Below are 26,893 nucleotides of genomic sequence, written 5' to 3'. Positions count from 1 at the left end.
AATGGGAGCTTATAAGATCGGATATATGCCCAATGCCGCCTACCATTATGGACGCCGCAAATAGTGCGGCTTTGTGATGGAGATGAACATGACGAACATCATCGAACATGACGAACTGGTCGTCGATCTGGGCGCTGCCTCGGTGGAGACCAAGGGTGCCGGCGTCGGCAACGCCGACAGCCTGGGCACCGAAATCCGGCAAATGGGCATTGCGGACGACTGATCGCGGAAAGGCGCGCATCCCTGGCGATGCGCGCCTTTCTTCTCGCCACTCAGCAATAGGTGCGAGCATGGCTTACAGGCTTCGCGATGGTCTACATTTTTGCGTGTCCGAAAACCGCACGATATTCTTTGATGTGCCCGGCGACCGCTATTTCGCGCTCAAACCGGAATGGGACCGCGCCTTTCAAAAATTCTCGCAAGATGAAAAGCCCGTGCCTGAACTCGCGGAGCTGGAGCGCGCGCGCATTCTCATCCGCTGCGATGGCACCTGCGCGCCAATCCGCCCGGCTGCTATCGATAGGGCAACCAGGGATTTCAGTCTTAAACCGTCATCGCCCTTTGTTCGGTACGCGATGCGAAGCATCCTCTGCCAGCTTCGTGCAATTGTGTGGCTGCGCCTGTCCAGTTTTGAGGCGATCATCAACCGACTTGGGACGCGCCATCCGGCCACTACCGCCAGCCATGCGGAGGATTTGGTAGGCTTTAGCCAGGCATTTGCTGCCACCGCGCCGTTGCGCCCCCGGCATCGTCATTGCCTCTCAAGTTCGATCGCCTATGTCTATATGGTCCGTGCGTCTGGCATGGAAGCGACATTGGTGATGGGCGTAAGTGTCCAGCCTTTCTCTGCGCATTGCTGGGTGCAGTCGGGCGATACCGTCCTCAATGACCGACTTGAGAATATTCGACCCTTCCAGCCAATTTTTTGCGTCTGATGCTGCGTCAGTTTCTCATATTTTCGAGTTCGGCTCAGGTCGCGCTAGAAGGGTTGATCCAAAGAGCGCAGAGCGCGACCGGTTTGCGTCACGCCATCCAGCAGCAAGGGCTCGCGATCCTTGTCCGGTCGATCGAGGATGTTCTGACCATACCGGGTGGCAGTGGATATGTCCTTGGCACCCTGTTTGCAAAATATGGGCCTGCCCGCAGAATAGCACCAGACGATGCGCTAGCGATCGAGTCTTTGGCGCAACCTGACCCTATCTTCCCGCTGCGTGACCGCTTTTGGGGTGGATATGTCGCCATGCTTGCCGATGGCGGCGGTTTGACAATGATGCGGGATCCCTCCGGCGCGATGCCCTGCTATATTATCCCGCTATCGGGTGGCTGGGCAGCGGCGTCCGACATATCTCTCTTCGTGTCTGCCGGTCTTTTGAAGCCGACAATCGCGTGGGATGCAATACCGCGCTATCTCGCCGCGAAAGATTTGCCCGCTGCAACGACGGCGATCCAACATGTTCGAGAAATTTTGCCGGGAACTTATGAGCGCCTTACGGAGGGGCGGAGCAGTGTAACTAGCTTCTGGTCACCCTGGGACCATATATCGCCGGTAGAGCGGCGTGGCGCGGCAGCGATCGAGGAGCGCCTAAAGCGGACTGTGGATCATTGCGTTGCATCATGGGCGTCAACGACAGGCTCGGCGCTTTTGACCCTCTCGGGAGGCCTTGATTCTTCAATTGTCGCCTCGGCTTTGGGAACGAGCAAAAGGCCCTTTAGCTGCGTCACCATCAGCACCGGGGATGGGCTTGGGAATGAACGGGACTACGCCCATGCTATGGCCAGCGCTGTCGGTGCTTCTCTGATAGAGGAGGACTATGATCTGGCTGACATCGATCTGTCCATTTCGACTGCCAGACATTTTCCCAAGCCGATCGGTCTGATCCATGAAACCGCTTTTCACGCCGCCGCGATGCGTGTGGCAGGGGTAGTGGGAGCTGACGCAATCTACACCGGCAGTGGCGGCGACAATGTTTTTTATAATAGTAATTCGCTGCGCCCGCTGCTTGATTGCATGAGAGCACGAGGCCTTGGTGCCGACGCCTTGCGAACATTGCGCGATATTGCCGGAAAATTGGAGATATCGGCATGGACGGTTTTGTGGCAGGCCGTGCGTCAATATCGTCAGCTAACACGCCCCTATGCCTGGCAGTATAATCTCCAGTTCATGACGCGCGAGGCCCGGCAAGACATAATGTCCAGGCCGCTATCCCATCCGTGGCTTGAAGCGCAGAATGCCTCGCGCGCGGGCAAGGTAGGGCATATCGCTTTTCTGCTGCGCATCCAGAATCACCTTGAGGGCTATCTGCGCGCCTTCGACATGCCGCTTATAAATCCACTCATCTCCCAGCCCATTGTCGAACTGGCGGTTGCAATACCAGGCTGGCACATGGTCGAGGGCGGCCGAGACCGCGCCGTCGCACGCAAGGCCTATCATGATGCATTGCCGCCGATCATCCGGGACCGACGGCGCAAGGGCAGTCCAAGCAGTTTTGCAATCGCTCTTCTCCGCAGCAAACGGAAGGAAGTCCGCGACCGCCTGATGGACGGCCAGCTGGTCGCGCGGGGCCTAGTCGATGCCGATTCTCTCGCTGTCGCCCTGGCGTCCGATCCGGGGATCGAGCTGAGCTATATGCGGCTACTGGCTCTGCTCGACATAGAAGCCTGGATCGAACATTGGCGCGGATGATGTAGCAGCTACGTAGCGCGCTGAGCATCTAATCCGATATTGGCAAATGTATCGGGCCTTGTTTCCAATCTCTTCTCATCTGCGCCCAGCGCGACGCTTCCTCACTCTCGATGCCATCGGCGGGCATCTTGTCCATCAGCCAAAAATCGAACCATCGTAGATTGCGGCGATAGACATTCAGGCGGTGGGTTGGCTGGCGCTTGATATGGAGTTCGTCAGGGAAAACATAGACATCAACCGGACTCTTGGCAGCGCGCAGCGCGCGGACAGCTTCCAGCGTGGGGTAAAGCTCACCATCAGCCACTTGCATGAGAATGGGGAAAGCAACGCGGCTGGCATTGCGGGAAAGCGACATTTGTGACCAGATGGCTGAACCGGCTTCTGGCGAAGCGGGCCAGCCTATGCTTTGATAATGTTGCTGGATGGCGGTGCCCAGAAGCCAGGTCTGGGAGGGCTCCCAGCAGCAGCCGCTGATCGATGCAGCCTTGAACATTTGGCTGTGCAGCGCCGCAAATTGCGTTGTTGTCGAGCCGTCACTCAGCCCGGTGATCCCGATCCTGTCCGGATCGACCAGGCCTGCGTCGATCAGCTCCAAGACCTTGGTCTCTATGGTCGATAGGATATTGCGTCGTGCGGAAAAGTCGGCATTTTCGCGCCTCTGCCGTTCAAGTGGCGCAAGATGCTTGGCGGAGACGGGCGATTGGGGGCGCTCGATGTTGAGGACCAGATAACCTGCCTGTGCGAAAAGCTGGATGGGGAATTCATCGCCAGTGCCCCCACGCAGAAAACCCCGACTTTCATATTGGGTGATGATCAGCGGATAGTAGCGGCCCGGCTGGAATGTCGGTGGATAGACAAGATCGCCAAAGCTGCGGATTCCCATCGCATTGGTCCATTGCAGGCGCTCAACTCTGCCGTGGACGATCTTTGCATGATCGGGATTGGGCTCGAAGATAGTTCTGCTCTTGCCGTCCTGCAGAAAGATCCTGTCTATATATCGGGGCCGGATCGCGTTTTCGCGCACGCACAGGACATCATCGTCGAGGGGTACGCATCCCCTGAGCAGGTCGCTCGTCTGGAAAAGGCGGGCAGGCTCTGTGTCGCCGCCCTTCCATTCGTAAATGGCAGCGAGGCTTCGGCCCCATCCTTCTCGCCGTACGAACCGGATATGTCCGGCCTGCGTGACCCATGGCTGACCTTCGATGTCGGTGCAGCTGGCGCTGCGACAAAACTGCTCCGCCGTCCCGATTACCATATGGATCCGGCTCATACCCTCGGCATCCGCTTTGACATCGACCATTGTCGCGCCGTTGCGCAGAGCCCCCGATCGATCGTTGGTGAAGGCGGCGATCTCCGCCTCAGTTGCTGGCCCGCGAGCGCTGCCGTCCAGATCCACTCTGTAAAAACGATAGGCAGCGCCGCCGCGCGGAAAGGGCGTGCGCGACGCGAATGGAAAGAAGCGCTCATCGAGCCGATAGCCCCGCAGCGCTTCCTCGTTCAGCTCTTCCGTCGACGGACCATCCGCGCGCTGCTTGTACACCAGGCTTTTGCCGTCGGCCCCGAAGCGAAAATCAACGATGTCATCTTCTGGTGCTGCGACGGGGCGACTATGGCCCCCCACATCCCAACGCCACAATTGCAACCGATCATTGACGAGCTTCAGGAAAGCCAGGCTCTCGCCGTTCGAAGTCCAAAGGGGCGTTATGACCTTGGTGACGCCAGTGGGAAATCCTCGCGTGCCAAAGAAATTATCATAGCGCCAGAAGGCGACGCCGGGTCCCGCGTCGATCAGCGATGCTTGCCCATCCTGGCTGACGATATAGATGCCGGAGCAATAGCTGTTCGACTTCCCGTCAGCCCTTCGCACGGCCACAGCGAGGCGTGATCGATCGGGCGAGAGGGTGAAAACAGGATCGCTTTCCATCCCGCCATTGGAGCCGATATCCAGAGTCTCGATGAGATCGGTGGCCTCTATGGGGCGAGTGGCTCCCGCTGGCCGGCGAACCTCTAACATCTTCGCGCAATCCAGATCCGCAGCTACGACCGGCAGGGCGACCGTAGCTGCGCCAGCAAGGCTCATCGCGAGGAAGATGAGCATCACCAGGCCTTGGAAAGGGTAAGACTGATGGTGCGCCCGATCGCGGGATAATTTGTCGCATCATAATTGGGCAGGGCGACGCTTGTCGTGCGAATAAGCGACGGCTTCCGATTCAGGATGTTCTGGCTCGCAAGCAGGAATGACCAACCATCCCAGACGCCGCTACCTTGAGGCTTCCAACCGAGGGTGGCGTCAGCGGAATGAAAGGCTTTGACCCGGTAGGTCGTGCTGGTTCGGCTGTCTTCGGTGCCGCCAAGATAATTATAGGCGATCGCCATACTTATCTCGCCGCGCTTCCAGCTAGCGTTCGCGCTCCCGCGCCAGTGCGGTGGTCGGAATAGGGTGCCGGCCTGTTCGAAGACGGGTTGCCCCGCGCTTAGCTGCTGATCGCTTTTGAGGTAGCTGGCATTGGCTTCAAGCTTAAAATCGCTGCTGCCGGAAAAGAAGGCATAGGCGATCGAACTATCCACCCCCTGAATATGTTGACGGGCGACATTTTGATATCCGGTGTAGACGATCGCAGCAAGGTTTGCAGGATCATAAGCGGTGCCACTTAGATTTTGAACGCCGAGCGGCAGGCTGGCAGTTGCCGCCAATACCTGATCGAGGGTCGGATTGAGAATGATGAGGTCGGCATATTCGTCCCTGAATGCCTGCGAACTGGACGCTATGGGATAAGTTACGCGGTTTTTGTAACGGACGTCGAAGAAACTGGCCTCGAGTTTCAGACCAGCTATCGATGAAGGCTCCAACTGGACGGTGAATGTAAGGGTCCTGGCCTTTTCAGGCTCCAGCGCTTTTCGGCTTCCGTCGATCTGCAGAACATTTTCGTTGGTTGGGGGCGCTGGCAGGTAACGGCTTGAAGCGTAAAGCGTTGCCTGCGGAGCGATATTCAATTGGCTGAGCGTCGGCGCCTTGAATGATTTCCCCCACGCAGCCTTGAGCGTCAGATCGGCGATCGGCTGATAGGCAATGCCGAGTTTGGGTGTCGCAAGGCTGCCCATCTGGTCATAGCGTTCATATCGCAACGCGCCGGTCATCTCCAGCGCGTGAATGAGGGGCAATGCATTTGCGCCAGCGATGAGCGGCAGAAACATCTCGCCATAAGCGAATAGAGCGGTCTGCGAGTCTGTATAATTTTGGATGGCAAAGGTTGCAGCGGACGTCGTTCTGAAGATCGAGCCATCCAGGCCATTGGCACGCAGTCCGGCCCCCAGCGCGACACGTGCCTCTCCACCTGGTAAGGAAATGAGAGGGCCTTCACTGCTGAACTCTGCTGACCAAAGATCATTCTTGTAGCGCACATCGTTGACGAACAACCGGCTGTTGCCTGAGAAGACTTCCGCCTTGACACCGCTATCGCTGATAGCGCGCGTGAAGCGGGCGGTCATTTCCCAGTCGGTAGGCAGGTGGAAGGTGAGGGACGGGCTGATGGACCAGCTCTCGACGTCCGGGGAGGCGATGGCGCCGGACTGAATATTGGTGCCGCTGCCATTGGGCAGTGAGAAACTGGATTTACGGCGGATATAATGGGCATCGAGCCCGAACTCCATAACGTCGCCCAAGGATTGATGGCCTGCAACTACAGCGCTCAATTGCTTGTTTGACGGAAATATGGTCATTTCAGGGTTCACGGCGCCATGCGTGTAGGAACGCTGGCCGGCAGAGACGTCGGTCGCCTTGGCGAAATCAGCAGCGATCATGATGCCGCCGCTCTTCCATCGGCGACCCGTCACCCCGCTATATTGCTGCTGGAACGCCCCGCCATCGGTCGCGCCGCCAATTCTCGCGCTGGTTTCGAGGCCGTCGAAATCGCGGCGGAGGATGATGTTGGCGACGCCGCCGACCGCATCGGAACCATAAAGCGCCGATGCGCCGTCAGCGACAATTTCGACCCGCTCGACCGCTGCCAGCGGGATAGCCGAGATATCGATGCCCTGGCTCACCGCGTCATAGGCAAGCCGATGTCCGTTTAGCAAAGTGAGCGTAGCGTCTGCGCCCAGTCCTCTGAGGTTAAGGGCGGACGACGACGTGACATTTTCCGAACCATTCTGCCGAGCGGACACCACGCCGGGGTTCTGGCCGCCATTATAATTTTGCGGGATGCTCCGTGCGAATGATCCAAGGTCGCTATGGCCGAGCTCGACGATTTTTTCGCGGCTGGCCGATATTACCGGAGATGTTGGCTTCGCGCCGCGAATGCGGGATCCGGTGACCGACAGTTCGATGTCCGTCGCGCTTGTTACCGCCTCGCGCGACGGCGCTTCTCGCCCCCGCAGGGTGATGGTGCGCTCCCTGATGTCAGCGGTGAGGCCCGAAGGCGCGAGGAGGGCAGCCACGGCGTCTTCGAGCGTGTAGGCCCCGGCAAGAGGCGGGGCGCGACGACCCTTGAGCGACCGGCCATCGGCAACGAGTTGATAATCGCTCATCCTGGCTATGGCGCGCAGCGCATCGCCAAGATCCTGCTCAGGCAGATCGTAGCTTTTGGGTGCTTCCTGGGCATGGATCTGGGGAACCAGAATGCACATGGACAGTGCAACGCCGCTGAGAAGCCCAATTTTACCGATACGCATGAAAATTGCCCCCTTGTTCCGCAGGGCCTCTTATTGAGGCTCAGAACGGAAGACGGGCGCGTGCCTATCTAAAGCTGCAATGCGTCATTATTTTTCGGCGGTGAGCAGCAATATGTCTTTCTGGGTTCGTTCGATCTTGAGGTTGAGAAAGCTGCTCAGGGCTTGGGCAACGCGCTCAATATTGCGGATTTCGATGTCAGCGAAAATCTCGCGCGCGCCTAGCATTGGCTGAGCCAGGACGATCTTGGTCTCGCTATAGCTGTTTGCTTCGGCGATGACGTCGCTGACCGGGACATAATCATAGCTCTTCACGCCGCTCACCCATTGCTGCTCTGACCGTTTGGCAGGATTGACGGAAAAATCCGGGATTTGTCCAGCCTTGAGCGTCAATAGCTGGCCGGAATGCAATGTAAGGGCTTTGGGCAGCTGGCGCGGGTCAGTGCGGGGTAGTGTGACATTGACCTCGCCCTCGATGGCATGAACGCGTGCGCCCTTACGGATCGTCATGTCGAACTGGCCGACGCCTGCCGTCACCTCAATGCCGCCCCCATGTACCAAAAAGGGTCTTGCCGTCTGGCTGGCAACGGTGAAGCGGGCACGTCCACGCTTGAGTTCGATCGTGCGGCGCTCGGCAGTATATCCAATCAGAACCAACGTGTCGGTATCCAATAAGATAGAGCTGCCATCTTCAAGGCGCTCCGTGCGCACCTCGCCGACCCGTGTCTCCAGCGGCGTGCGCGCCTCGCTCTGCCCGATCAGCGAGGGCGGTGCATCGGTTGAACGCCAAAGCAGACCCGTTGCCGCAAGGAGGCAAAGCGCCACTGATGCGGCGAGGAGAAGCCGTGGTGGACGGCTTTCCACTTTTCGCGTCTGGTGCAGGAGAGGCCTGCGCGAATGCGTTTGTACGGCGGCTTGGCTTGCCTGCTGCACGGTGTCTACCACGCGCAGATAGGCGAGCTTACGGGAAGGGTTTTCGGCGATCCAGACGTCGAAGGCACGCTGATGTGGACCCAGCCTGTCGAGATTCCTGGGATCTGGCACAGCGTCCGCGTCGGCCATGATCAGCATGGCCCATTCATGGGCATCGCGCGATCCTTCGTGGGGATCATGATCGGCAGGCAGGTCAGTCATCATTCGCCTCGCGATAGGCGGTAACATGGCGAATGGCTTTGAGCATCTGTTTCTGCACGACCCAGAGCGGAAGATCGAGCTCCGCTGCAATCGCGACATAGGTCTGACCTTCGACCCGATTGCGCATGAAGATATCGAGCGTTTGTGGCGGAAGTTGGTTGAGGATCAGCGTCCAGCGCGCCAGATCTTGCTTTGCCTGCAACTCGCGATGGGTGTCGGATGGGGCAATTGCATGCAGGCCATCGTCGAGCGGCTTGGTGCGTTTCGACAACAGGGTCGATCCGCGCTCGACGAAATCGCGCAGCAGGTTCGTCGCGATGCGCGTGAGGTAAGCCTGCGGGCTGGCAAGCGCTTGTGCGGGCGCTGCGCGCACGAATCGGGTGAAGCTTTCCTGGGCGAGTTCGTCGGCATCGGCCTGATTGCCAAGCTGGCGCGCGAAGAAGCGCATGAGGCGGGGCTTCTCCCTTGTGTAGAATTCCGGGAAGCTGAACCTGCCGGAATCTCTGGTTATGACCGGATCGCGCAGGCGATCCTCGCTTCTGCCCTGGCTCATTCGTCGCACCTATGTCCTCTCGGGGCGACGGCCAAAGCCGGATGTTAGTAACCTGGCATACACACAGGCGCATGCGCCTTTACCGTTGCCGGCTGGACATACGCGCATGCCACCCGGCCCCAGTGAAACTGCGACCGAGCTGTATATGCAGGGGTTACTAAGCCCCACTTCTGCGCTTTCAACAGAAGCGGGGCTACCTTGCCGGATTGGCGGGGCAGCGCAACCCCCTAAGAAACCCATTATGACGTTTTTACGAAGCGAATTAGCAGCTGAAGCAGGGGGTGGGCGACTGCCCGCTGCGCGGGCATCGCGCTCGTGTCGGCACGGCGTGCCGCCGCGCCGACCGGGCTCGGCTGCGCCGATCCCGGCCCTACGGGCGGTGATCGCTGTCGCAGCGGTGAGGGCGGGGTGTGAAGCTGGGAGGTGGCGAGGAGAAAGAGGGTAGGGGACAGGCAGGACGCGTGATGCCTCCCGCACGGGAAACAGCATTTCCAGGGGTTAGAAGGGGAGGGAGAGTGGGTTGGGTGTCCCTGGAGGGACTGAACCCGATTTGCGGAGTGTCCTGATGTGACCTATCTAACTGTCCTGCGCCAGGCATTGGCGAAATTGATTTTGTGCCTTCAAAACCTGGCGGACGATGACCGTTGCTGCGCGCGGATCGACCGCTATCTCGATACTGTTGACCTGCAGATGATAGCCGAACCGATTGGCCCTGGGGGCAGCGAGGAAGCTGCGCGGATCAGGCAAGTTGTCGCCGGAATGGAGCCGCTGACGCGCGGCATACTCATTCTTGTCGTCGGACGAAAAATGAGCGTGGCCGAAGTATCACGGCGTTTTGGAATGCGCGAGGAGCGGGTGTGTCGACATTACCGGGCAGCCGTGGGCGAGGTGGCGGCGCGTTGCGAGGCGAACGGTGTGAGGTAAATCGCTGGCCCGCCTGTTGAGCAGCTAGACGGCAAGGACTGGGACTTTCCGGGCTGTCCGCTTCGGAGCGCTCCATCGGAATAAGCTGCCGTTCAGGGATCCCGTCGTGCGCATTTTTGAGGAAGAGCGTCGGGCAATTGGAGACAGCCCGGCTGAGGGTGGCTGTCGTTAAAAGGAGATATGTATCGTGGCGGCTAATCGCCTTGTCGATTGGAGATCAGACTAACACTCACCGCAGATAGCTCCAGAATGATGACATTTGCCTCCTTGTTAGACAATGATAAGCGGGCAACAATCTAGGCGCGGGCCGGTAGGAGCGATCGCTGTTTAACAGGCGGTCGAACTGCTAATATCGGGGCGCAGCACGCGGGGGGATTATGAAGCTGAGCGCCGTTTCGATACGTAATTTCCGACGCTTGGAAGCCGTCGCAATCGACATTGAGGACAAGGAGACTATCTTCGTCGGACCCAACAACAGCGGAAAGACATCGGCGACCGCGATCTTTCGCTCATTTCTCGGCGACCGAGACTTTAAAATCCACGATTTCGCGGTTGCTAGGATGGCGGATTTCGACGCCTTCGGGGCTGATGACGAAGCCACCTCGCTGCCGGAAATATCACTCGACCTCTGGTTCACGATCGATCCGAACACGATCGCCTTCGGGCGGGTTTTCACTTTGCTTCCAAAATTGTCGGACTTCACTCGGGTCGGCATCCGGCTGTCATACGGCGTCGAGGAGCCAAAAAAGCTGCGAGATCAATATTTCGCCGCTTACCCCGCCGATGCCGACGGGAGTCGGGCGAAAACGCTTTCCCAGTATCTGTCGACTGATAACAATCTGAGCCGACATTCCGCCGTGCGATATGCATCGCTGGAGGAAAGGGCCGTCGAAGGCGGCGGACTGGAGGTGCATGCTAACCAGCTGGATCCCGACGAGGGCCGTCGCCTACTTAAGCATCTCATTCGAGTCGATTTTGTCGATGCGCAGCGGAATATCAATGACGATGACAGCAGCCGTAGCAATCGGCTCTCGTCCGCCTTCGCCTCTTACTATCGAAAGAATCTGGAGCAGACAGACCATGCTGCGGAAGCGCATCGGGTCATCGACGAGAACAATCAGAAGCTCACCGAGCATTACGCGAAGCAGTTCGATCCGCTGATCAGCCTGATCAAAGATCTTGGCGTGCCGTCGATCAACGATCGCGAGCTGCGAATCATATCGTCGCTCAGTCCGGAGACCGCGCTACGCGGCAATACCGAGTTGCTCTACGTCGATCCCGGCCGCGCGCATGAACTGCCGGAACTCTACAACGGGCTGGGGTTCAAGAACCTCATATATATGGCCATTCAGGCCAGACATTTTCACTCGCAGTGGCTCCTTACCGCCGAGAATCGCCCGCTCTGTCACCTCATCTTCATCGAGGAGCCCGAGGTGCATCTCCACGCTCAGGTCCAGCAGACCTTCATTGCGAACGTGTGGAGCGTGATCGATCAATCCGCGAAGGCGGCGGGGCAGGCAGACCTCGTACCGCAACTGGTGGTCACAACGCACTCGTCCCACATTCTGGATGCGGTCGACTTCGAGAAAGTTCGCTATTTCCAGCGTTGCCATCTGAGCGGTGAGGTCGCCAATGGCGGTATTCGCAACGCTTCGGACGTTCGAAGCCTGCGGGCCTTTCAGCCCGAGGCAGAGGTCATCGACGGCATACTCGTATCACCCGCTGAATCACTGGCATTCCTGAAACGCTATCTCCGCCTCACTCACTGCGATCTGTTCTTCGCGGATGCCGCTATTCTCGTGGAAGGTGCCGTCGAGAAATTGCTCATGCCGTCGATGATCGAAGCCTCGGCGTCCCGACTGCGGGCGACATACCTGACCGTTCTGGAGGTAGGCGGCGCGTTCGCGCACCGCTTCGAGGGGCTACTGGCGTTTTTGCGGATCCCATATCTGGTCGTGACCGACATCGATTCCGTCGCGCCGACCGGTTATCCGAGTGCTTGCAGAGCCGACGTGCCCGATGCACGGACATCGAACGCAACACTGAAAAAGCTCTGCGTGCAGACAACTATCGGCGGCCTGATGGGGATGGCATCCGCCGACAAGATCAATGTCGCGCAGGATCGCTGTATCGCCTTCCAGACGGATATCACCGTCACCGACGGCGCCGTGCAGCAAGCATTGCGCCCCCGAACGCTGGAGGAGGCGATAGCTTACGAGAATTTCGCGCTCCTACGCGCGGGCACGCTTTCCGTCGGCATCGACATTCCAGAGGTGCTTCCCGACGCTTATCAGGCGATCTATGATCGCATCCGGTCGGACAATTTCAAGAAGACCGACTTTGCCATGAGTCTGTTGGCCGGTGCCACGGCCTGGAAGGTGCCGCTCTACATCGGTGAGGGGCTCGGCTGGCTTGAAACACGCCTGTGCGGGCCAGCGCCGGCACCGAATGCCCCAGCGGGAGTTTGACGATGGCGACATGGGTCGAGAGCGAAGCCGACGCCAGGGTGCGCGATTGCCTCGATGGCCACCGCAGTTTCGCACTGATTGCGGGCGCGGGCTCCGGCAAGACGAGTTCGCTAGTCGAGGCATTGGACCGTGTCCGTGATCGTGAAGGCCGCGCGCTACGGCAGAATGGCCAACGCATCGCCTGCATCACGTTCACGAAGCGTGCGGTCGAGGTGATCAAATCGCGGCTGGGTTTCGACGATCTCTATCTCGTCTCTACGCTGCACGGATTTCTCTGGGAACAGATTGGGCGTTTTCAGGACGACATTCGGGATGCGTTGCGCCTTGACCGGCTGCCGGCCCTGATTCAGAAGGAGCGGGACAAGGACAATGGCGGCAATAGCCGAACCGCGCGCGATGCGCGTGCCAAGGCTGAGCGTCTGGACGGGGAACTTGCCGGCCTCGATGAGGTGAAGGAGTTTCAGTATCGGGATGTCCGGTTCAGCGACTATCCGAAAGGCCGCTTGAGCCATGACGATGTGATCGCGATCGCATCGTATCTTCTGGCTCATAATGCCACCTTTCGGCGGATCACTGGCCTCAGATTTCCCTACATCTTCGTTGACGAAGCCCAAGACACGTTCGAAGGCATTGTCACGGGCCTCAATCTCGTTGGTGTCGGGGAGGGCCTGCCGATCGTCGGCTATTTCGGCGATCCGTGGCAGCAGATCTATGATGAAACCGCCCATTCCTTCGCGCCGCCCGAAGGCGCTGAGACGATCACGAAAACCGAAAATTTCCGGTGCTCCGAGAGCGTCATCCGGCTCCTCAACGCATATCGAAGTGACGTCGAACAATATGCTGCGGGTGACAATAAAGGACGGGAGGGCAGTGTAGAATTCAGGCTAGTCCAGTCTGAGGTGCCTGAGCTTCCCAGAAACCGATATTCTGACGCTCAGATCGAACGGGCGCTGGTCCGGATGGATGCGGCGGTTGCGGACTGGGACTGGCAGGATCGCGATGATGTGATCAAGCTCTTCCTCGTTCGACAGATGATCGCGCGTCGAATGGGGTTTGCCGAGCTCAATCGCTTGTTCAACGGCTCGTATGCCTCATCGCGCGCCGAAGACGACTTCGAAGCCGGCGAGCATTTTCTGCTTGTTCCGCTCACACAAACGATCCTGCCATTGATCACAGCGCGGGGCGATGGCGACAGCCGTGCGATCATCGATATTTTGAGACGCGATAGTCCCGCCTTTGCAGCGGACGGGCCGAACGCGCCGAACACGCTGAAAATGATGATCGACACTTCCAATGCGCTGGTTGGTCAGCTGGCTGACCTCTGGACAACTGGCACGCTCGGCGACCTCCTTCGCTTTTGTCACGAAAGGCAGATTATTCGCACATCCGACAAATTGCGCGAGCATCTCACCCGAGCCCCGCGCGCCGAGGAGTATGACGCCGATGCCCATAGCCTCGACAAGGGTGACTGGCTCGCCGATGCATTTTTCCAGATGGGCGTGGACCAGATCGCGCCTTACGCGACCTTCATCTCCCGCAATACGGCGTTCAGCACCCAGCACGGCGTGAAGGGCGAGGAGTATCCCAAGGTGCTGGTAGTTTATGATGATGTCGAGGCGAACTGGAACAACTACAATTTCACCAAGATCCTCACCCCCGCGACCGCAGGAGAGCCCACCGACGGCCAAAGAGAGCGCGGGCGGAAACTCGCCTATGTCTCGTTCTCCCGTGCGCTGGAGGATCTGCGTGTCTTGCTGTTCACACCCAACCCAGCAGCCGCTCGGACTGAGCTTCTCGAGCGCAAGTTGCTCGAGCCGGATCAAATATCGGTGGTCGAGTGATGGAGCCGATCGGGCGCGCGATCGAATTCGACCTCAAGCCGGGAAGCCTCTACCTCGGCGTCGCCTGCAAGAGCTGCGGCGGCCCGATCGTGCTCGCCCGGATCGATGGCGTTACGCCGCCGACGCCTCTCCTAGGCACCGCGTTCCAGATTGCCTGTGGAGATGGGGCCTGCCTAGCGCAGCACAGCTACGGACAAGCTGATATGTGCCGGTTCCGGTGGCCGGGAAGGAAATGAGCTCGACCGGCTGAAGGGGACGGGCCTCCGCGATCAGCTGAAGATTGGCGTAGGTCGCCATTGCCTCGAAATCCTCGCCAATCTGCTTCGCCTCATAGGGAAAGACGGTGTTAAGGCGCCGAACCGTGCCGGTCGCGACGCTCGCCAGAAACGCGAGTGTCTTCTCGGTAAAAAGATCGTGCTTGCCGGGAATAGCCACGATCGACGGACCGGCGCCCGATGCGCGGGCCATTGCGTCGGTCCCGTCACGCCACGTCCTGCGAACATGCCAGGCGATCATGTCGGCTGCCTGCAATGCGACCTCGATCTGATCGTCGGCGTGGCGCGGATTTTCGAGAAGGAATGCGGCAAGGGCCGGTTCCATACCCTGCCTCAGCGCGGGATAGGATTCCCGAAGCGCCGTTTCGTGCTCGATCTGGCGGTCGAACACGAATTCTGCGGTCTTACCAAACCCATGCTCCGCCACCAGTTTGTAAGCGGTGGCAATCGTGAGGTGGAACATCATCTGGTACGGGCGGTCCATCCAAGCCATCATCTTACCCGCAAAGATGCGTTCGTAATCGTCGTGGCGGACGATCACCGCGACAGTGGCCGTGGCGTGTGTGCGGAGGATTTCTCCGAGCCGGGCAAGCTTGGCGTCCCGCTCGCTGCGCGGAACGCCCTTGAAAGCGCCGCGCCCGGCATTGGCGTCCTTCATCTTTAAGAATGGGATCGCGGGCGGTGAGGCCAGTTCCGCTATCCATTCGGCTTCGAAGGTCGCAACCTGTTCGGCTTGAAACGCAACGCCGCCGAGCACGAAGACCGGTGGATCATTTTTCCCGCTATCGTCGATATAAAAACGAAGACTCATATCCCCTGCTTTAGCTGTTAGGCGCTTACAGCTAGCTTCCGCTATTTTAAGGCTTTGCGCGATGCCCTTTTTGGCGGGTTAGTCCCCAGAACTTGCTGGGCGGCTCACTGCGCAGACCTTGGCGTTAGAGATAGGAAAGCTGTCGGTCTGGACTGGAGGGATGAGAATTGGCGCGCGAATGGCGACGAAGGGTCGATTCACATGCCGCTGAAACTGCCCGCCATTGTCGCATCAGTGCGATCGGCTCTGCGCCAATAGGTGGAGAGTTGGCGCCGATTGGCATTCGCGTCTAGTATCGGTGGAACAGCGAGAGAATTTTTACCGCAGAACATACCGATAAGGATGCACTCTTGCTCGAAGGCCCACGCCTGAATCCGCTTTCAGGCTCGAAACCTGAAGCAACGGTCAAACTGATCCACGGCTACGGTTCGAATGGCGAGGATTTGATCTCGCTGGCAGCGATGATGCAGCCCTGGCTGCCATACGCTGTTTTCGTGGCGCCCAATGCGCCTTCGCTGCTTCCTCAAATGGCAGCGGCCCACCAATGGTGGCCTATCGAGACTTTCTCCATGGCCGAGCGCGCCGCTGGCGCAGCTGCCGCGGCGCCAGCCCTTGATGATTTTATCTCTGTAGAACTTAAGAAGGCCGGCCTGACCAGTGATCGCCTGCTGCTGGTGGGGTTCAGTCAAGGTACGATGATGGCGCTCCATGTCGGACTTCGCCGGCCGGAGACTGTTGCGGGTATTGTCGGTATCTCAGGCATGCTGGTTGCCCCGGAAAGCCTGGAGGCAGACATACGCAGCCGTCCTCCGGTTCTGCTTATCCATGGCACGCAAGACGATGTTGTACCATTCCGTTCGATGGAGTTGGCATCTTCGGCACTCGCCGCCGTTGGGAGACTCTTGCTTCGTCAGGTCTCGGCCATAGTGTAGGGCCGGACGGCCTTTCTGCCGCGATTGCGTTCGCACGTGGCGTCCTCTCCCGCTCCTGAAGGATGAAGCTTATCACCCCGTCCATCGTTTCTTCCCCTATGTTCGCCTTTCTCGACTTCGAGGCGTCATCCCTCTCCAAGCTGAGCTACCCGATCGAAGTTGCCTGGGTGTTTGAGGATGGCAGGAGCGAATCCTACCTGATCCGGCCCGCGCAGCAATGGACGGACTGGGATGTCGAAGCAGAGGCTGTCCATCACATTTCACAAGAAATGCTGCAAGAAGACGGCCTCCCGCACGACGTCGTTGCGTGGCGCATGGTTGAGCAGTTGTCCGGTCACACCCTTTTTGCAAGCGCGCCGTCCTGGGACGGAAAATGGATGAGCGCCCTTCTTCGTGCCGCCAAGCTCCCGCGCCACGCCTTACGTATCCGCGACCCCGAAGAGGCGCGCGCTGAAGCCGCCAGGCGGATACTCGCGCCGGTCGTTTCGCCCGAACGTCTGCATATAGAGATCGACGATCTGCTAAACCTGGTCGACGTCAGGCGCGAAGAGGGGGAGCCGACACACCGCGCGCTCGCGGATGCTCTGGACGAACACCGCCACTGGCTGGATGTCGTGGCCGCAGCGACAGCTCTTGCCGGAAAGGCTGAGGGTGGCTGACCATCCGGTGCCCCTGGTCTATTTCGGCGCCCTCAGCGATACGTGCGCTAATCCCGATCCGACCCTCACAAGCCGAGTAACCAGAGTGTTTCGCGACTTGGGCGTCCGCAATGTTAAAACGGAACGTCCGAACCTAGGATTCGAAACTTAATGGCTGAATGGCGACAAAGGGTTGAAGACGCTATCTAACTGGCGCAGTCGCTCATTCTTCTACGAGATAGTCGGCAGGTATGTTCCTGCTCCAGTGGCCCAGGCGGTCACGACGTTCGATGACAGATCCATGCAGGCGTGCTGTCGCGGGAATGGTGCGGCGTTCAAATAGTGGGAGGCTCAGCCCAAAAATGGAAGGACGAGATGAGCTTTTCGCTTTGCGCCGTGGTATAAATTCCAGAAGCGCCCACCCCAGGGTCATCGTTTCATGGGCTGGCCCAAGGGGATCGGGGCGTACATATTTGGAACCGGCTGGCTCACCCATCACCACCGAGTTTATACTTTGCTGCCTGAACTTCAGGCCACAGCGCCTCGCCTGCTCGATCATCCAGACCAGCGGCACCTTGCCGAAGGCGCTTTGCGTCTCGCGATAACCTCCGCCCACATCGCCATGCCCGCCAGCAAACCAGACTTCGCTCACGTCCTGCGGTCTGGCAGCCCCTTTGTTAAATGAGTTGCCCCAATATTCCTGATCGGCTGGCCAGAGCTTTGGTCGGAACATGGTGCGTCTCTCATCGATCGCGACGGCGTGCGCAACCGTTTCCACGCTGCTGTTGCGGCTGGTGAAGGCATGGGACTTGAGCCTGATGCCCAGACCGCCGCTCTCGATAACGGATGCAACGGTGTCAAAAAGACCCAGCATGCGGATCGGCGGACGGTCTGTATCAAGGATGCGCTCGTAGAGACGCATTTCTGCAAAGGCTTCCTGCTTTGCGCCTTCTCCGATGCGCTTGTACGCCCGGTAGACATAATCCAGCAGATTGAGGTTTCGTCGCTCGATCAATCCTGCTGCATGGATGAAACCTGCCAGAACTCGGGCGCTATAGGCGCCGCGGCTGAAGCCGAAAATATAGATACGGTCGCGCTCGCCGCTTCCGCCTGGTCCTTTTCTATCGTCATAATTCTCAACGAGAAAGCGATAGGCTTCCTTCACATTGTGATCGAGCCCCCAGCCGGTGGCGAGCCCCCATATCTCATGCACCTTGCGCCAGGCCCGCGACCATGCGCCTTCAGCGCCAAATGTGCCAACGCCTGGATCATAATAGACGAGCTGCTGGGCATCCTTGGTCAATATCCCGTAGAGACGCAGGATATTGGTCCGGTCACTCTCTATCTCGTTCGAGGTGCCGTCGAGCAGGATGACAATGCTTTTGGGCATGCAGGGCATCCTTTCTCAGAGTTTCGTCCAATTGGCTCAGGGATGGCTGCGCTGCCGCGCGCAAACGGCGTTACCAGAATCCCAATAACGGGTTTCCACCGGCCAGAGCGCGGTGGCCTGCGCATTGATCAGGGTGTCTCTGTCCGGCCTATCCGGAAAGAAGCGCAGACCGGTTCGCGCTTCGATCCGGGCGATCGACACAAGTTGCGGCCGGTGGTCATAGATATGATCGCGAGCCCGTGCCTGATTGCAGTTGACCCAGGCCGCGCCCGGAACAGGCTCTCCCTCTTCGTTCAGCTGGTTGGGTTGCTCGAAGACGAAGGCCAGCGTGTCGATGCCTGATGGGCTCTCGTGGATCAGGATCTTGAAGAAAGCGTCGGGTATCTCGACCGGCAACTCGCCAGGATCGCCGATCGTCAGTCCGCGAGTGGCAGGGTCGAAGATAGGACCGGTTATCAACCAGATGCTGCGATATTTGTTGGAGGCTGCGGCCGAGTAATTTTCCAGATGTTGCCATGGCCCCTGGTTAAGGTCCTTGGCCTGGGGGGAGGCATTCCAGAAATTGTGCGTGTTGCAACTCGCCTGTGCGTTGATCCGCTGGGCATGATCGCTCATCGCTAGATGGCCCCGGTTCCAGACCTCGCCCGCGCCCCGATAGCTGTCATCGATGCGGCGGTTCGTCACTCCCTGAATATTGTCGACCAGCGGCACCAGCTCGGGCGAGCTATACCAGCGATTGGGCCGTCCGATCGACACCGGCGGCTCGGCATAGTCGCCATTGGTATCGGGACCTACGCCACGAAGCTCATAGGCGACAAATTGCGGATTGAGCCGCGGGATATGCCTGGCCTCTCCATTCCTGTCTTTGCCGTCATCGAATGAAGAGTAATAAGCCGTGAATCTTTTGGTCAGGCTGCTGCCGGCCGGCGCGACACGCTGGTGGTCATGATCGGTTGTGACAAGCGCTAGATAGGGTGACACGGATGCGTTGCTGCAGGGGAAGCTCTGCGCCATCGCAGGAGCGGCCGTGCAGCCCAGAAGAATGGTGCCTATCCATAATCGCATATCGGCTTCCCCTTTCACCTCTATGTGTCTGACCCTGACTGTAAATCAGGATGACTCGCACCCCATAGCATATTCACCAATTCCTGACCCGGCCGAATGACCGAACATGACTTCACTTACCCATGTAATCGGGCCATGGAGAGCCCATGCGGACTATCGGAATCTCTCTCGCCATCGCCCTGTGTTTCGGGGCCGTCACCTCAACGGCTCAAGCCTGGGGGCCAATAGGCCACCGGGTCACCGGCGCCATCGCCGATGAGAACCTCGGCGGTGTTGCCCGCGCCAATGTGAAGATCCTGCTGGGGACAGAAGATCTGGCTGAAGCGGCGACCTGGCCAGACGACATGAAATCCGATCCCGCCAATTTCTGGCAGAAGACGGCGAGCCCTTGGCATTATGTGACCGTCCGCGAAGGGGATGACTATAAGGGTTCAGATGCGCACGCCGAAGGCGACGCGATGACAGCCCTCACGCGGTTTACGGCAACTCTGCGCGATCCAAAAGCGTCGCCCGACGACAAACGTCTCGCCTTCCGCTTTATCGTCCATATCATTGGCGATCTGCACCAGCCGCTCCATGCAGGCGGCGGCAATGACCGGGGTGGCAACGATGTGAAAGTGACCTGGTTCGGCCGGTCGACCAATCTACATTCGGTGTGGGACTCTGTGATGATCGAGCAGCGATCCCTGTCCTATTCCGAACTGGCAGGCTGGCTCTCGCGTTCGATCACGCCTGCTCAAGTCATCGCTTGGAATGACCGTGATCCTTCAGTCTGGCTCCATGAAAGCATCGCTTTGCGCAAGACGATCTATCCGACCGATCCCAATCTCTCCTGGGACTATGCCTATCAGCATCGCGCCGAGCTGGACGACAGGCTCAAACATGCCGGCATTCGTATCGCTGCCTATCTCAACTGGGTGTTCGAGCCCACCAACGCCATAGCTGCCAAGGCGAAATGAGGTGCCTAGAGGCTCACAGCATGACCTGACCGGCATTCTGCTCGGTGACGGGCCTTATCCTGTTCTGCGCGTGGATGATGGCGGGGAATGGCGTCTCGATGTGAGCGGCCGCTATCATCATCTGCTTGGACGACGCGTCCGGGTTTCGGGCACGAGGTCGGAATTCGACATGCTGGACGTCAAACGCATTGAGCCTGCCTGAGACAGGCGTTTATCCTGCGCTAGCGACTCATGTAAGAGCCGTTTCAAGGGATGAAGCCGATGAAGATCCTGTTCTCGTTTCTGGCCGCCGCCTCGATCGCGGCCCTGCCCGTTGTCGCTACCGCCGCCCCATGCAAGGACGCCAAGGGCAAATTCACCAAATGCCCTGAAAAGAAGGTCGCTCCCAAGCGTTGCAAGGATGCAAAGGGCAAGTTCGCCAAGTGCGGCTCACCCGGTGCGAAGCCGACTTAAGGGTAAAGCGTCATGATCGACACGGGGCGCTATATTGCTCCGTGTCGATTATGTTTTCAGCCTACATCAAAGGTCAACTTGCCAGGCCAATGGCTATCGCTGTCATAAAAGATGACAGCAATCGACATGAATCAACGACCTTCGCAGCTTGTCAGAAGTTGTTGGTAAGATTAGCACTATCCTTCTGCTACGGGGAATCAGCAGGGGGGAAATATGAATTTTTTACGTCGCGCAATCGCGGCTCTGTTGATCGCAGCGTATATAGTCGCGCCAGCAGCAGGCCAAGAGCGCACCGCAACCAAGGGCGGATTCAGTCTTGCGCCACACAGCGGCAAGACCATCCTAGTGTTTCGCCCAACGGTACGCGTCGGCGCCCAATCCACAGGCGGCATGTTCGAGCCCAACGCAGACTGGACGGATCAGGCGCGTAAGAATATCGACGACGCTCTGGCGAAACGTCAGCAGGCCTTGGGCAACGAGGTGATTTCTGCGCCGGTTTCCTATGGCGAGGATGCGCAACTGGTCGAAGAATATTCGGCCTTGTTTGCGGCGGTTTCACAGTCGGTGATCCAGTATCAGTTTTTCGTGGGCAATCGTCTTCCCACGAAAAAGCGCGACAATAAGGCAGATATATTCGAATGGTCGCTCGGCAGCGGCGTTGGCGCGCTGCCCGGCGCCAAGGACGCCGACTATGCTTTGTTCATCTATAACAAGGATGCCTATGGCTCTACCGGCCGGAAGATGCTGCAATTTGCCGCAGCGCTGGGAGGCGTAGGAGTTAAATCGGGCGAACATGCCGGCTATGCAGGCCTTATAGATCTCAAGACCGGCAACCTTCTATGGCTTAATGCGGACGGCGCGATGGGCGGGGATGTGCGAGAAGTAGACGGTGCCGACAAGCGGGTTGGTCAGTTGCTGGAGGAGTTTCCAGGAAGCGCGCAGCCTAAGCTGGCGACTGCGCAACAATGATGCAACGACCGGCCGGGTTGGTTGCGATGGCTGCAGCGCTCATGGCACCTGCGGCGATCGGGCAGAGCAAGATTGCGCCACCCCCTCCCCCTTATGCGGGCGCCTATCAGCCGCAGGGTGTAGATGAGATAGGGCTCTGGGGCGAAGGAGATGAGGACGAACGCATCCTTGCCAATTCTCCGATCCTGCTTCGGGACGAAGCGCTCAACGCCTATGTCAAAGGCGTCCTGTGCGCGACTGTTGGGGACGATCGATGCCGATCCGTCCGTCTCTATATATTGCGGGTTCCGCTGTTCAACGCGTCGATGACGCCCAATGGCACGATGCGGGTGTATAGCGGCCTGCTGCTTCGCGTCCGCAACGAGGCCGAGCTCGCCACGGTGTTAGGCCATGAGTTTGGTCACTTCGAAGAACGGCACACATTAACCGATTGGAAAGCACGAAGATCCAGCACCGATCTGCTGAGCTGGGCGGCAGTCCTGGCGCTGCTGGGCAACACATATCAGTCATATTCCAATTTCGATAGTTTGCAGCTGTCGGTTTATGGCCGCCTTTCTCATTTCAACCGCGATCAGGAGCGTGAGGCTGATGCGCTCGGACTGGGTTATCTCAATCACAGCGCCTTGCGCCCTCAATCTGCATCTGTGGTCTGGCAAAATCTGATGGCAGAACAGGAAGCCTCGTCGCTGGCAAAGGGCGTCAGGAAGCCTGACTTCAATAAAGTTGCCTTCTTTGCATCCCATCCTCCTAGTGGCGAACGCGCCGCTACCCTGGCGGCGTTCGCCGATCCGGCGGGCGCTGAACGGGACGATGGCGTTGCACGCTACGCAGCAGCTTTGGCGCCCTGGCTACCCACCTTTCTGGACGATCAGATCAAGCTGAATGATTTTGGCGCCAGCGACTATATCATATCGTCGCTGGCGCAAAATGGCTGGACCGCAGCACTCCTGGTGGCTCGCGGTGATCTTTACCGGGCGCGCGGCAACCCGCGTGATCTGGCGCAAGCTGCAGAATTTTATGGCAAAGCGGTCGAGATGGATGCCGGACTACCCGAAGCGCAGCGCGGACTAGGCTTATCCCTTTTCAAGACTGGCCGTCGCACGGAAGGGCAGGCCGCCTTGCGCCGCTATCTCGAACTCAAACCAAATGCATCGGATGCCGCCATGATCAACATGCTGGCACCCGCCGCCGGGGGGCAATGATGAAAAAAACGATGTGGACACGTGCGGCTCTCGTTGGCGTAGTCACCATGCTGTCGGTGTCGGTGGCCTGCGCCAACGGCTATCGCGAGAAGAATATGCAGGTCGAAGTCGCGAAATCGGCCATGAAGGTCACGCCCGTTCGTGACTGGAACAGCCTGTCGATCCGTCCGGGCAAAAAGGCCGAGACCTGGACGCTGGACGGAGAACAGCTAAACGACGTCACCTTTTACGGCGGTATAGTGCCGGGCGAACCGTTGATTCGCGAAACGAGCAAGAAGCATAAACCCTTGCCCAAATTCACCAGCGACACATTGCTGGTTGAGATACCCGAGCTGCTGGAAGGCACTTACCGGACGGAGAAGGGGATCGGGTCATTTTCCGTTACAAACTCGAAACCGGACCGGTTTTTGGGACAGGATGGTATCCGCTTTACATATGAATATGTCGATGCGGACAATCTTCCAAGGAAGGGAGAGGCACGGGCTGCCTTGATCAAGGGGCAACTTTATATGGCAACCTTCGATGCACCTCGGCTGCATTATTTCGAAGCAACGCTGGATGATTTTCATGCCCTCACAGACAGCGCAGCGTTGTGACCGAAGGTTTGGCACCTGATGCGACTGGGAGGACTGAAGAGCTGTCACGAGCCGCCGCCGGCAATGGAATCCCGAGCGACAATAGGGCACGATGCGATCAAATGACGAGCGTCGAAGCGTTCGATACTCTCCGAGCCTCCGTCGCCGCCTATAACGGCGTCGAGCATGCAAGAATGGCGGCTCACCGGCAGGCGATATGGGATCTCCTGCTCCAATGATCCGCTTCCCACTCCGCGCTCGCGCACGGTCGTCACAATCTTTGACGTTCGTCGGAGACGGGGGGCATTTCTTTTCGGCTCCAACAGCATTTCTTGACCGCTTGCAGAGCGACGCGCTCACCGACGCTGACATGCGATTTTTGGCTCAGGAAGGCCATGCTACCTCAGATCGGGGCGATCTGGGGTGGATTACACACGCCTATGGGGTAGCGCAGCGCTTGGCCAAAGTTGGCCCGCTGGATTATCTCATCCTCGTTCCGACCCTGCGTTGCAACCTTGATTGCAGCTATTGCCAGGTGTCTCGCGCACCTGAGCATGCAGCCGGCTTTGATTGGTCTCAAGATACGCTGGAAGCCGTTCTCGCGATGATCGATAAGCTCGACACGCAGAGCATCAAAATTGAGTTTCAGGGCGGAGAGCCTTTGCTCCGACCCGATCTCATCCATGCAGTCATCGAGCGATGCGCGCGGTTCACCGAAGCCAGCTTTGTCATCTGTACGAATTTGATGACCCTCGATGGGCCCTCCTGGGCACTGATTGACCGGCCTGACGTGCAGATCAGCACGTCTCTGGACGGGCCGTCAGACCTGCATCGGAAGAACCGCACCAGGAGTACGGAGGCGACCCACCGTTTCCATGCCAATTTGACGGAAATAACGGATCGTTATGGTCCCGGAAAAGTTTCGGCGTTGCCAACGCTGGACCCGAATGATCTGCCCGGTCCCGCCGATCTGATACAAGCATATACCGACTTTGGGTTGACCAGCATCTTCCTCCGCCCGGTCAATTTCCAGGGTTTTGCGCGCAAGCGTCATCCAGGCTCGCGCAGCTTCGACGAGCAATGGCGCACATTCTATGAGTCTTTTGTCAGCGAAATTATTCGACGAAACTGGTCAGATCGCAGCCAGGTTGTCGAGGAGAGCTATCTGAGCCTGTGCTTAAGGCGCATCTTTAAGCCTGGACTTGATCGCCATGTCGATCTTCGCAACCCTAATCCAGCTGGCCATGACTATGTCGTCGTGGATTATGACGGCGGCCTCTACCCGACCGATGAGGCGCGCATGCTCACCCGATCGAGGGTGATTGATCTGGGCATTGGTCACGTCTCAACCGGGATGGACCTCAGAGCGCGTGATGCTCTGAACGCTCATGCAACCAATAGCTTCGATCCGGCCTGCCAGCGTTGCGCCTATCAGCCTTTCTGCGGTCGAGATCTCATTGATGATCTTTCACGTTATGGTCGGGTCGATATGCCACGGCATGAGACGGCCTTTTGTCAGCGCCACCTGCACATATTCGATTTGGCATTCTCGCTGATCTTCTCGGAGGATGAGGCTACCAATTATTCCGTTCGCCGCTGGCTCGACTTGCCCGGATTACTCGGACCGATTGGCGCGCACTTGCAATGATCCCTCTCGTTCTTCCTTCGACATCGGATGCTGCCACGCCATTCGTAACGCGTCTAGGCGCGGTAAGGGGTGGCGATAATCGGGATGCGAGGCTGTTGAGCGATGCAGGTGGCATCGCGCTTTACAGCGGCGACGTTGGTCTTTTCACCATCGATCGCCCGGAAGGCATAAACCTTGAAGGTGACATAGTCCTCGTCGATCCATGCGCTGGCAGGGCCGAACGCCTGATACGCGCGGGATCCGACCATAACACGCTCCTGGTCACCGAGCGATGTGACCAGCTCTGCATCATGTGTTCACAGCCGCCCAAAAAGACCCATGATGATCGCTTCGCCGCATTTACAGACGCCTGCTTGCTCGCTCCGGAACGTTCGGTCATCGGTATATCAGGCGGCGAGCCAACATTGTTCAAAGCTGAACTGCTCGAGTTGCTGGAAACAGTCCTCGGCAAGCGGCCGGATCTGGCTTTTCATATCCTCTCCAATGGGCAACATTTCGAGCAAGACGATGTCGAACGATTACGGCAGCCCTGCTACCAACGGGTGCAATGGGGAATTCCGGTTTATTCAGCCGATCATATATCCCACGACCAGATCGTGGCGAAAGAAGGGGCATTGGCTCGTCTCGAAAAGAGCTTCTGCCATTTGCTGGCAGCGGGTGCCCGCATCGAATTGCGGACCGTAATGTTATCCGATAACTATCATGATCTGCCGCGGTTAGCGCGGTATGTGGCAACGCGCCTGCCGTTCATCGAGCACTGGTCGTTAATGCAGCTCGAAAACGCTGGCTTCGCCAAGAACCGCTGGGATGCTCTCTACGTCGATCATCAGCAGGATTTCGCGCCCCTGGGTCAGGCTCTTGACCATGCGATACTCTTGGGCCTCGACGTGCGCCTCTTCAACATTCCACGATGCAGTGTGCCACAGGAATATCGGCGGCACGCAATGGCGTCGATCTCGGATTGGAAGCGGCGATATGCGCCAGCATGTGCCCCATGCCATGAACGTGACCAATGCGGTGGATTTTTCGAATGGCATCCCAAGGATGCCGATCTCAAGGTGGTTCCCTTATGAAGAAATCGCGGTTCCTTATCTCGGGTCTGACTTTTGCGGGACTGGGCGCGGCAGAAGCCGCGCAGGCGCAATTCATGCAGGCGGTCCTCAAGGTCGACGAGCCCGGCAAGCAACCGCTGATCCAGCAATTTCGCCAAGAGCATAAATTCACCTTGGCCAGCCACAGATCCCACCGCAGCCATTCGTCTCACAGCAGCCATAGGTCTGGTTCGGGCGGCAGCATTTATCGCGCGCCTATATATACGCCAAGCTATCCCACCTCGGCACCCACTCCTACTCCGGCGCCATCGCGCTCTCGATCGACGACGAATGGGGCGTCATCGCTCTTGGATGCACCTGCCACTCCGCCTTCTCAGGCTCCCATTCCGCTTAGCGGTCGGACGGAACTCTTCACTACGATCACCAAGAGGGTGCAACTTGGGCTCCAATCCTACGGCTATTATCAGGGCGTAATCGATGGCGTTGTCGGCAAGGAAACCCGGACCGCATTGGAGAAATTCCAGGGTGACTTCAATCTGAAGGTGACTGGAACGATCACACCAGAAGTGTTGGATGCGCTGAAGATCGTGGCGCAGTGACATCATAACGCCGCGTCGATCGGCCATCGGCTTGGCCCTGCAGTGCGTTCCAAA

Annotated in this window: 24 protein-coding genes; 17 read left to right on the top strand and 7 right to left on the bottom strand. The window is 58.5% G+C overall.

Going from position 1 to position 26,893, the window contains the following annotated elements:
* Positions 1-88 precede the first annotated feature (88 nt).
* The 3 genes from D0Z70_RS16430 (at position 89) to D0Z70_RS16425 (ending at position 2,683) form a co-directional block, all read left to right on the top strand.
* Complete coding sequence (locus D0Z70_RS16430; RefSeq protein ID WP_119748366.1) at positions 89-223, top strand: benenodin family lasso peptide; 135 nt, start codon at positions 89-91, stop codon at positions 221-223.
* Positions 224-326: 103 nt separating this feature from the next.
* Positions 327-935 carry a lasso peptide biosynthesis B2 protein gene (locus D0Z70_RS24960; protein ID WP_182913994.1) on the top strand — a complete coding sequence of 203 codons (609 nt, stop codon included), beginning with the start codon at positions 327-329 and terminating at the stop codon, positions 933-935.
* Positions 935-2,683, top strand: coding sequence for an asparagine synthase-related protein (locus D0Z70_RS16425; RefSeq protein WP_119748310.1), 1,749 nt, complete (start codon positions 935-937; stop codon positions 2,681-2,683). Before D0Z70_RS24960 ends, D0Z70_RS16425 begins: the two co-directional genes overlap by 1 nt.
* A 28-nt stretch (positions 2,684-2,711) precedes the next feature.
* Here D0Z70_RS16425 and D0Z70_RS16420 read toward each other — a convergent pair whose 3' ends face one another.
* From D0Z70_RS16420 to D0Z70_RS16405, 4 genes are all read right to left on the bottom strand, one after another.
* Positions 2,712-4,697: an Atxe2 family lasso peptide isopeptidase gene (locus tag D0Z70_RS16420; protein WP_275402221.1), complete on the bottom strand. Its 1,986-nt coding sequence runs from the start codon at positions 4,695-4,697 to the stop codon at positions 2,712-2,714.
* A gap of 83 nt (positions 4,698-4,780) precedes the next feature.
* Positions 4,781-7,309: a TonB-dependent receptor gene (locus tag D0Z70_RS16415; RefSeq protein ID WP_239018972.1), complete on the bottom strand. Its 2,529-nt coding sequence runs from the start codon at positions 7,307-7,309 to the stop codon at positions 4,781-4,783.
* A 132-nt stretch (positions 7,310-7,441) separates the two neighbouring features.
* Positions 7,442-8,422, bottom strand: a complete 981-nt coding sequence (locus D0Z70_RS16410; RefSeq protein ID WP_239018965.1) for a FecR family protein — start codon at positions 8,420-8,422, stop codon at positions 7,442-7,444.
* Between the two features lie 55 nt (positions 8,423-8,477).
* Positions 8,478-9,038, bottom strand: a complete 561-nt coding sequence (locus tag D0Z70_RS16405) for an RNA polymerase sigma factor (protein WP_086486075.1) — start codon at positions 9,036-9,038, stop codon at positions 8,478-8,480.
* A 567-nt stretch (positions 9,039-9,605) separates the two neighbouring features.
* On the opposite strand from D0Z70_RS16405, the gene D0Z70_RS16400 reads away from it, so the two are divergent.
* From D0Z70_RS16400 to D0Z70_RS16390, 3 genes are all read left to right on the top strand, one after another.
* Entirely contained in the window at positions 9,606-9,962 is a 357-nt protein-coding gene (locus D0Z70_RS16400; protein WP_217884268.1) for a hypothetical protein, read from the top strand.
* A gap of 377 nt (positions 9,963-10,339) precedes the next feature.
* The gene (locus tag D0Z70_RS16395) at positions 10,340-12,430 is read left to right on the top strand and encodes an ATP-dependent nuclease (protein WP_086486074.1); all 2,091 of its coding nucleotides are present in this window, start codon (positions 10,340-10,342) and stop codon (positions 12,428-12,430) included.
* Between the two features lie 2 nt (positions 12,431-12,432).
* Positions 12,433-14,271: a UvrD-helicase domain-containing protein gene (locus D0Z70_RS16390; protein ID WP_086486073.1), complete on the top strand. Its 1,839-nt coding sequence runs from the start codon at positions 12,433-12,435 to the stop codon at positions 14,269-14,271.
* A 111-nt stretch (positions 14,272-14,382) separates the two neighbouring features.
* Here the strand turns inward: D0Z70_RS16390 and D0Z70_RS16385 are convergent, their stop codons facing one another.
* Positions 14,383-15,357 carry a DUF3800 domain-containing protein gene (locus D0Z70_RS16385; protein WP_086486072.1) on the bottom strand — a complete coding sequence of 325 codons (975 nt, stop codon included), beginning with the start codon at positions 15,355-15,357 and terminating at the stop codon, positions 14,383-14,385.
* A 350-nt stretch (positions 15,358-15,707) separates the two neighbouring features.
* Between D0Z70_RS16385 and D0Z70_RS16380 the strand changes: the two genes are divergently transcribed.
* Together D0Z70_RS16380 and D0Z70_RS16375 are read left to right on the top strand one after the other, a co-directional pair.
* Complete coding sequence (locus D0Z70_RS16380; protein ID WP_239018963.1) at positions 15,708-16,289, top strand: alpha/beta hydrolase; 582 nt, start codon at positions 15,708-15,710, stop codon at positions 16,287-16,289.
* Between the two features lie 62 nt (positions 16,290-16,351).
* Positions 16,352-16,948, top strand: coding sequence for a 3'-5' exonuclease (locus D0Z70_RS16375; protein ID WP_239018962.1), 597 nt, complete (start codon positions 16,352-16,354; stop codon positions 16,946-16,948).
* Between the two features lie 202 nt (positions 16,949-17,150).
* On the opposite strand, the gene D0Z70_RS16370 is transcribed toward D0Z70_RS16375, so the two are convergent.
* Complete coding sequence (locus D0Z70_RS16370) at positions 17,151-18,317, bottom strand: DUF2235 domain-containing protein (RefSeq protein WP_086486071.1); 1,167 nt, start codon at positions 18,315-18,317, stop codon at positions 17,151-17,153.
* A 36-nt stretch (positions 18,318-18,353) separates the two neighbouring features.
* Complete coding sequence (locus D0Z70_RS16365) at positions 18,354-19,382, bottom strand: DNA/RNA non-specific endonuclease (RefSeq protein ID WP_130752822.1); 1,029 nt, start codon at positions 19,380-19,382, stop codon at positions 18,354-18,356.
* Between the two features lie 146 nt (positions 19,383-19,528).
* On the opposite strand from D0Z70_RS16365, the gene D0Z70_RS16360 reads away from it, so the two are divergent.
* The 9 genes from D0Z70_RS16360 (at position 19,529) to hxsA (ending at position 26,839) form a co-directional block, all read left to right on the top strand.
* Complete coding sequence (locus tag D0Z70_RS16360) at positions 19,529-20,341, top strand: S1/P1 nuclease (protein ID WP_086486069.1); 813 nt, start codon at positions 19,529-19,531, stop codon at positions 20,339-20,341.
* 1 nt (position 20,342) lies between these two features.
* The gene (locus D0Z70_RS16355) at positions 20,343-20,543 is read left to right on the top strand and encodes a DUF5818 domain-containing protein (RefSeq protein WP_086486068.1); all 201 of its coding nucleotides are present in this window, start codon (positions 20,343-20,345) and stop codon (positions 20,541-20,543) included.
* A 59-nt stretch (positions 20,544-20,602) separates the two neighbouring features.
* Complete coding sequence (locus D0Z70_RS16350; RefSeq protein WP_086486399.1) at positions 20,603-20,794, top strand: hypothetical protein; 192 nt, start codon at positions 20,603-20,605, stop codon at positions 20,792-20,794.
* 213 nt (positions 20,795-21,007) lie between these two features.
* A complete protein-coding gene (locus D0Z70_RS16345; protein WP_086486067.1) occupies positions 21,008-21,763 on the top strand; it encodes a hypothetical protein in 756 nt (251 codons plus the stop codon).
* Entirely contained in the window at positions 21,760-22,965 is a 1,206-nt protein-coding gene (locus D0Z70_RS16340) for a M48 family metallopeptidase (protein ID WP_086486066.1), read from the top strand. The genes D0Z70_RS16345 and D0Z70_RS16340 overlap by 4 nt, the downstream gene beginning before the upstream one ends.
* Before the next feature lie 11 nt (positions 22,966-22,976).
* Positions 22,977-23,561 carry a hypothetical protein gene (locus D0Z70_RS16335; protein ID WP_239018961.1) on the top strand — a complete coding sequence of 195 codons (585 nt, stop codon included), beginning with the start codon at positions 22,977-22,979 and terminating at the stop codon, positions 23,559-23,561.
* 196 nt (positions 23,562-23,757) lie between these two features.
* Entirely contained in the window at positions 23,758-25,188 is a 1,431-nt protein-coding gene (hxsB, locus tag D0Z70_RS16330; RefSeq protein WP_338054908.1) for a His-Xaa-Ser system radical SAM maturase HxsB, read from the top strand.
* A gap of 95 nt (positions 25,189-25,283) precedes the next feature.
* The gene (gene hxsC / locus D0Z70_RS16325; protein WP_239018959.1) at positions 25,284-26,261 is read left to right on the top strand and encodes a His-Xaa-Ser system radical SAM maturase HxsC; all 978 of its coding nucleotides are present in this window, start codon (positions 25,284-25,286) and stop codon (positions 26,259-26,261) included.
* The gene (hxsA, locus tag D0Z70_RS16320) at positions 26,258-26,839 is read left to right on the top strand and encodes a His-Xaa-Ser repeat protein HxsA (protein WP_165418739.1); all 582 of its coding nucleotides are present in this window, start codon (positions 26,258-26,260) and stop codon (positions 26,837-26,839) included. Before hxsC ends, hxsA begins: the two co-directional genes overlap by 4 nt.
* Positions 26,840-26,893 lie beyond the last annotated feature (54 nt).

Origin of the sequence: Sphingobium terrigena, from assembly GCF_003591655.1 — a bacterium.
GTDB lineage: Bacteria > Pseudomonadota > Alphaproteobacteria > Sphingomonadales > Sphingomonadaceae > Sphingobium > Sphingobium terrigena.
The sequence above is the reverse complement of the archived record's forward strand: the minus strand, read 5'-3'. Positions and strand labels throughout refer to the sequence as shown.

What these genes read in the sequence shown, in the direction of transcription:
- D0Z70_RS16430 (WP_119748366.1), top strand. Translation starts at nt 89, where the DNA reads ATGACGAACATCATCGAACATGACGAACTGGTCGTCGATCTGGGCGCT.
- D0Z70_RS16425 (WP_119748310.1), top strand. Translation starts at nt 935, where the DNA reads ATGCTGCGTCAGTTTCTCATATTTTCGAGTTCGGCTCAGGTCGCGCTA.
- D0Z70_RS16420 (WP_275402221.1), bottom strand. Translation starts at nt 4,697, where the DNA reads ATGTTAGAGGTTCGCCGGCCAGCGGGAGCCACTCGCCCCATAGAGGCC.
- D0Z70_RS16415 (WP_239018972.1), bottom strand. Translation starts at nt 7,309, where the DNA reads ATGTGCATTCTGGTTCCCCAGATCCATGCCCAGGAAGCACCCAAAAGC.
- D0Z70_RS16410 (WP_239018965.1), bottom strand. Translation starts at nt 8,422, where the DNA reads ATGCTGATCATGGCCGACGCGGACGCTGTGCCAGATCCCAGGAATCTC.
- D0Z70_RS16405 (WP_086486075.1), bottom strand. Translation starts at nt 9,038, where the DNA reads ATGAGCCAGGGCAGAAGCGAGGATCGCCTGCGCGATCCGGTCATAACC.
- D0Z70_RS16395 (WP_086486074.1), top strand. Translation starts at nt 10,340, where the DNA reads ATGAAGCTGAGCGCCGTTTCGATACGTAATTTCCGACGCTTGGAAGCC.
- D0Z70_RS16390 (WP_086486073.1), top strand. Translation starts at nt 12,433, where the DNA reads ATGGCGACATGGGTCGAGAGCGAAGCCGACGCCAGGGTGCGCGATTGC.
- D0Z70_RS16385 (WP_086486072.1), bottom strand. Translation starts at nt 15,357, where the DNA reads ATGAGTCTTCGTTTTTATATCGACGATAGCGGGAAAAATGATCCACCG.
- D0Z70_RS16375 (WP_239018962.1), top strand. Translation starts at nt 16,352, where the DNA reads ATGAAGCTTATCACCCCGTCCATCGTTTCTTCCCCTATGTTCGCCTTT.
- D0Z70_RS16370 (WP_086486071.1), bottom strand. Translation starts at nt 18,317, where the DNA reads ATGCCCAAAAGCATTGTCATCCTGCTCGACGGCACCTCGAACGAGATA.
- D0Z70_RS16365 (WP_130752822.1), bottom strand. Translation starts at nt 19,382, where the DNA reads ATGCGATTATGGATAGGCACCATTCTTCTGGGCTGCACGGCCGCTCCT.
- D0Z70_RS16360 (WP_086486069.1), top strand. Translation starts at nt 19,529, where the DNA reads ATGCGGACTATCGGAATCTCTCTCGCCATCGCCCTGTGTTTCGGGGCC.
- D0Z70_RS16350 (WP_086486399.1), top strand. Translation starts at nt 20,603, where the DNA reads ATGAAGATCCTGTTCTCGTTTCTGGCCGCCGCCTCGATCGCGGCCCTG.
- D0Z70_RS16345 (WP_086486067.1), top strand. Translation starts at nt 21,008, where the DNA reads ATGAATTTTTTACGTCGCGCAATCGCGGCTCTGTTGATCGCAGCGTAT.
- D0Z70_RS16340 (WP_086486066.1), top strand. Translation starts at nt 21,760, where the DNA reads ATGATGCAACGACCGGCCGGGTTGGTTGCGATGGCTGCAGCGCTCATG.
- D0Z70_RS16335 (WP_239018961.1), top strand. Translation starts at nt 22,977, where the DNA reads ATGTGGACACGTGCGGCTCTCGTTGGCGTAGTCACCATGCTGTCGGTG.
- hxsB (WP_338054908.1), top strand. Translation starts at nt 23,758, where the DNA reads ATGGGATCTCCTGCTCCAATGATCCGCTTCCCACTCCGCGCTCGCGCA.
- hxsA (WP_165418739.1), top strand. Translation starts at nt 26,258, where the DNA reads ATGAAGAAATCGCGGTTCCTTATCTCGGGTCTGACTTTTGCGGGACTG.